The sequence below is a fragment of the Sulfitobacter dubius genome (assembly GCF_900113435.1).
Classification (GTDB): Bacteria; Pseudomonadota; Alphaproteobacteria; order Rhodobacterales; family Rhodobacteraceae; genus Sulfitobacter; species Sulfitobacter dubius.
In genome coordinates, this window is record NZ_FOPG01000015.1 from 1 (window position 1) to 3627 (window position 3627).

The following is a 3627-nucleotide window of genomic DNA, read 5'->3' on the forward strand; positions in this document are numbered from 1 at the left end:
CCCCCCTCGAGCCGGTCGTGCGCCCAAATTTTTGAGTCCAGCGCGATCTTAAGGCACTCACCAGAAATGCGTAGCCCAACTTCCTACCAAGGCAGACTCGTGTAGTGAGTTTCGACTTGGGCAAAGCACTCATCAAAATCCGGCAGTTGGTCCTCACCTATCTCGACCGCGAGCGTTCCCCACTCCGCTTTAGCGTGCTTGCGGACTGCCTCAGAACTCAGCGAATGAACATCAGGAGTGATCTCTCGTGAAGCACACTTGGTTTTTATTGACGTAAGTATTTTTGCCTTCTCATCCTCGTCAAACTCAAACGCCCGAAGAAGCAATGATATGTCGTATATATCTTGTCGTCGGTTCTTATTCTTCAGCTCCTGCTGCAACAATGCCCGGATTTTTTCTGCAATCAGGTCATAAATCGAGTATGCCTTGATTTCGGTGGAAGATGCCTCTTCCAGCTTGATTACCTGAAGGCCGGATATCGGCTCGTTGAAGCTTATATCGACCTGAATTACTTGAGACGACCTTCCTTTATGGAAGTGCCTTTCCTGCGGTGAACCCCTCTGCGCGTAACCGATTTTCATCTCAAGAGCAGGGAACGTATCTTTGGCAAGGCTATCTTTTCGCGGTCTAATTTTTATTGTCTGAACTCTAAGCAGCATGCCAGGATACCCGATTTCAGCTGCAGCCCTTGGCAGAGCTTCATCAAGTGCCGTTCGCAGAGCATCGGGGAGTTCATCGTTCGGATCTAAATCCGTCGTGAAATCTATATCGCCAGTATTCCGAGGGCTTCCATATAGAACTCCCATTAAGATACCGCCCTTCAGAAAAATGTGCTCTGAGAAGGGCTCTGACATTCCGATCGCCGCCAACACCACTTCAGTTGCTTGGCGTTCAAAGTATTTTACAGGGTCTATCTTAGCGCGTTCAACCCATTCGAAAATATTTACTTTTTCAAAGGTTTCAATCAACATTGATCGATATCATCCATTTGTCTGAAAAACGGGGGGCGTAGTCGGCATCAGGATCCAGCTTGCGACTTCCACCTCTCTGGGCGTGCTGCACCCACACATCAAGAAGCTTAGTGGAGACATCCATTCTCTCTGAAAGAATGTATCCAGCTCGAACTTTAGCGATATCTGTTCCAGCCGCTTCAACTCGCTGTATTATTTCCTTCAGATAGGTTTGAGCATGCTCATCCCACACCTCAAGAACGTGGCTCATTCCACCGCATACTTTTGGATCTTCCAACATATCCAAGAAGACTTGCCCAATTGAGGCTACGCGGACCGTGCTTCCACGAACTGGTCGAAATGCCCCTGGAAACTTTGTCTTTTTCACGCTCACGTTCCGCCCTCTGACCCTACGCGGGTGGCGGACCTGCAAAAGAGCAGGAGCTCCAATCACCTCTTGTGAGAACGTTAAGCGCGGTCGATCCTTCGCTTTCCGGTCTGCGATCAGATTCTTAACAACCTCGTTTGTCGGACGCGTTATGTATAATGCTTCAGGCCTCCTCAGGGTAACTCCATAACGCTGCATCGCGGACAAATGCGAAATATAGCAATATGGGTCTGCAGAGCATACGACTTCATCGGCAGCCTCTTTCCCTCGAGACACTACCCTCCATAGGCGTGAGTAATCTGTATCTGCCGCGATAATGTTAGCATCTTTCAACACCGCCCTTGCGCGTTTGTATTGCTCAACAGAAGGGTATTCCCCCCTTAGATACTTCACGACCTTCGCACGATAAACATCACAAGCCATTAGAAACATTTCATAGTCGGATAATAGCGTTGCCCCTGACGCTTCGACCGCAGAAGCTATGGCTTCTGCGAAGTGCGTCATCTTGTGAATTTCTTGAAAATATACGTCTGATTTCTTCACAACTTCGGCCTATACCGGGTAAATCATGTCCTAAGGACATGATTTACCCGGTATAGCTAATTGTCAAGAGCTTTATTCTACGCTTGACAACAACCGCAATGGGGGGATAGTCACGTCCTAAGGACGTGACTATCCCCCCATTGTCTAATGTTTCATCACTGAGCTTAAGCTTTGTATGGAAAAGAGGGGTGTGATCTGAAGTTAATATTTACGTCTGATCGAAACACCAAATCTACAGAGCCTGCCTCTATGCAAAGATCCTTGGATTCTCTTAAGTATATGGTTAAAAAGCGAAAACCCGCGAGGACCAATTAAGGCTGTCGCGGGCTTCTAAGAAGTTGAAGGCCTAAATCTGCCTTCGATTGACCTCTTATATGATCTCTCGTTCGAAGTTGTCAAGCGAGGTAAGCGAGCTGGGGGCGAACGAGTGGAGTGTTAAGGCTTTGGTATCAGAAATAATTTCGAACGAACGGTTAACGAAGTATCTCGCCGCTGCGGGGCATAATCCAGATCGAGCGCTGACTCTGTATGGTTGGAATATCCAACTCAGCGAGGCATTTTTCCCAGTGTTGAGCGCAGCAGAGGTTTGCTTGCGCAACATCGTGGTGACCCGCCTAATTGCCCTGTATGGTGTTAAATGGTGGGAGGAACCGGCCTTTCTTTTGCAGATCAAGAGTGGAGGAAAAAGAATTGTAAAAACGGCAGCCGACAATTTGGAGCGCGCAGGTGCCGTAACTTCTGGGAGGATGACCGCTGAGCTGAATTTTGGCTTCTGGGTTAAAATGCTGCTGCCACGTCATGAAACGGTTTTCTGGCCCAACTTGCATTCCGATCTCTCTGATTTGCCAGCAGCGGTAACCTATGAACGCCTATACCGTAGGTGTGATGATGTCCGTGAGTTCCGCAACCGCGTGTTTCATCATGAGCCAATACTGCACAGAAACATAACCGCTGAATACAGTAGAATTATGGAGTTGATCAAATGGCTCAGTCAAGAGAAAGCAACTTGGATCAAGCCGTATTCGCGCGTTATGACTGTAGTGCGTCAAAAACCTAAGTGATCATTTAGGGCGCAAAAACTTCGGAGTAGGTTTGGCGGTTACTACGAACTGTGTGGGGTGCCCAAACAATGCTCAGATTGGCCCCGCCTATGGCAACAGTCGCACGATGAGCCTCCAGGTCGTAGATTTGAAAGTGCTACATCGCATAAGATTGAGATCTGAGGTGACCTGACAGCGTTGCAAACATGAGTGGCGCGTTTTTCTGAACTGTTAAGCCGACAAATCTGGGGGTCTCTATATCTCCAATTTTGTTCGCTCTATTGTTCCGCGATGCGCCAAAGCTCCTCATTCGATTTATAGTCCGCCTTTAATATTCTTCATGTATCTTAAACATGGTAGGATCTGCATATTCCGCAAGCTTAGAGGCGCCGACGAATGCAGCAGTTTGAGATCATCCTGTCAGTTATTTCGGTCGTGGTAGCCATGGCCGGCCTTTTGCTCGTTTATTGGATCGTTAGAACAAGTGGTCGCGATCGGCCACGTGATCCGGCACGAGTTCAACGTCTGGTAGATAAGATAAATAGGTATGATTCAGGTGAGGTAGGTCTCTCAGATTAGGGCAGTCTGGGGTTCATTCACCGTGAAGGATGGCACCCATGGGGTTGGCATTGCTCGGTGAAAACCCTCGGCCACGCAGATTACGCGATCAGACTAAGGTTACGCGCGGACCACTCCATGTAACCAA

The 3627-nt window shown here is 48.3% G+C and carries 3 protein-coding genes; 1 reads left to right on the plus strand and 2 read right to left on the minus strand.

The features are described from left to right. Positions 1 to 83 precede the first annotated feature (83 nt). Together BM229_RS17935 and BM229_RS17940 are read right to left on the minus strand one after the other, a co-directional pair. Positions 84 to 971, minus strand: coding sequence for a nucleotidyl transferase AbiEii/AbiGii toxin family protein (locus tag BM229_RS17935; RefSeq protein WP_093929007.1), 888 nt, complete (start codon positions 969 to 971; stop codon positions 84 to 86). Then, positions 961 to 1881, minus strand: coding sequence for a hypothetical protein (locus tag BM229_RS17940; protein WP_093929008.1), 921 nt, complete (start codon positions 1879 to 1881; stop codon positions 961 to 963). Before BM229_RS17940 ends, BM229_RS17935 begins: the two co-directional genes overlap by 11 nt. A 374-nt stretch (positions 1882 to 2255) precedes the next feature. Here BM229_RS17940 and BM229_RS17945 point away from each other — a divergent pair, with 374 nt between their 5' ends. Then, a complete protein-coding gene (locus BM229_RS17945; RefSeq protein ID WP_208604123.1) occupies positions 2256 to 2942 on the plus strand; it encodes a hypothetical protein in 687 nt (228 codons plus the stop codon). Positions 2943 to 3627 lie beyond the last annotated feature (685 nt).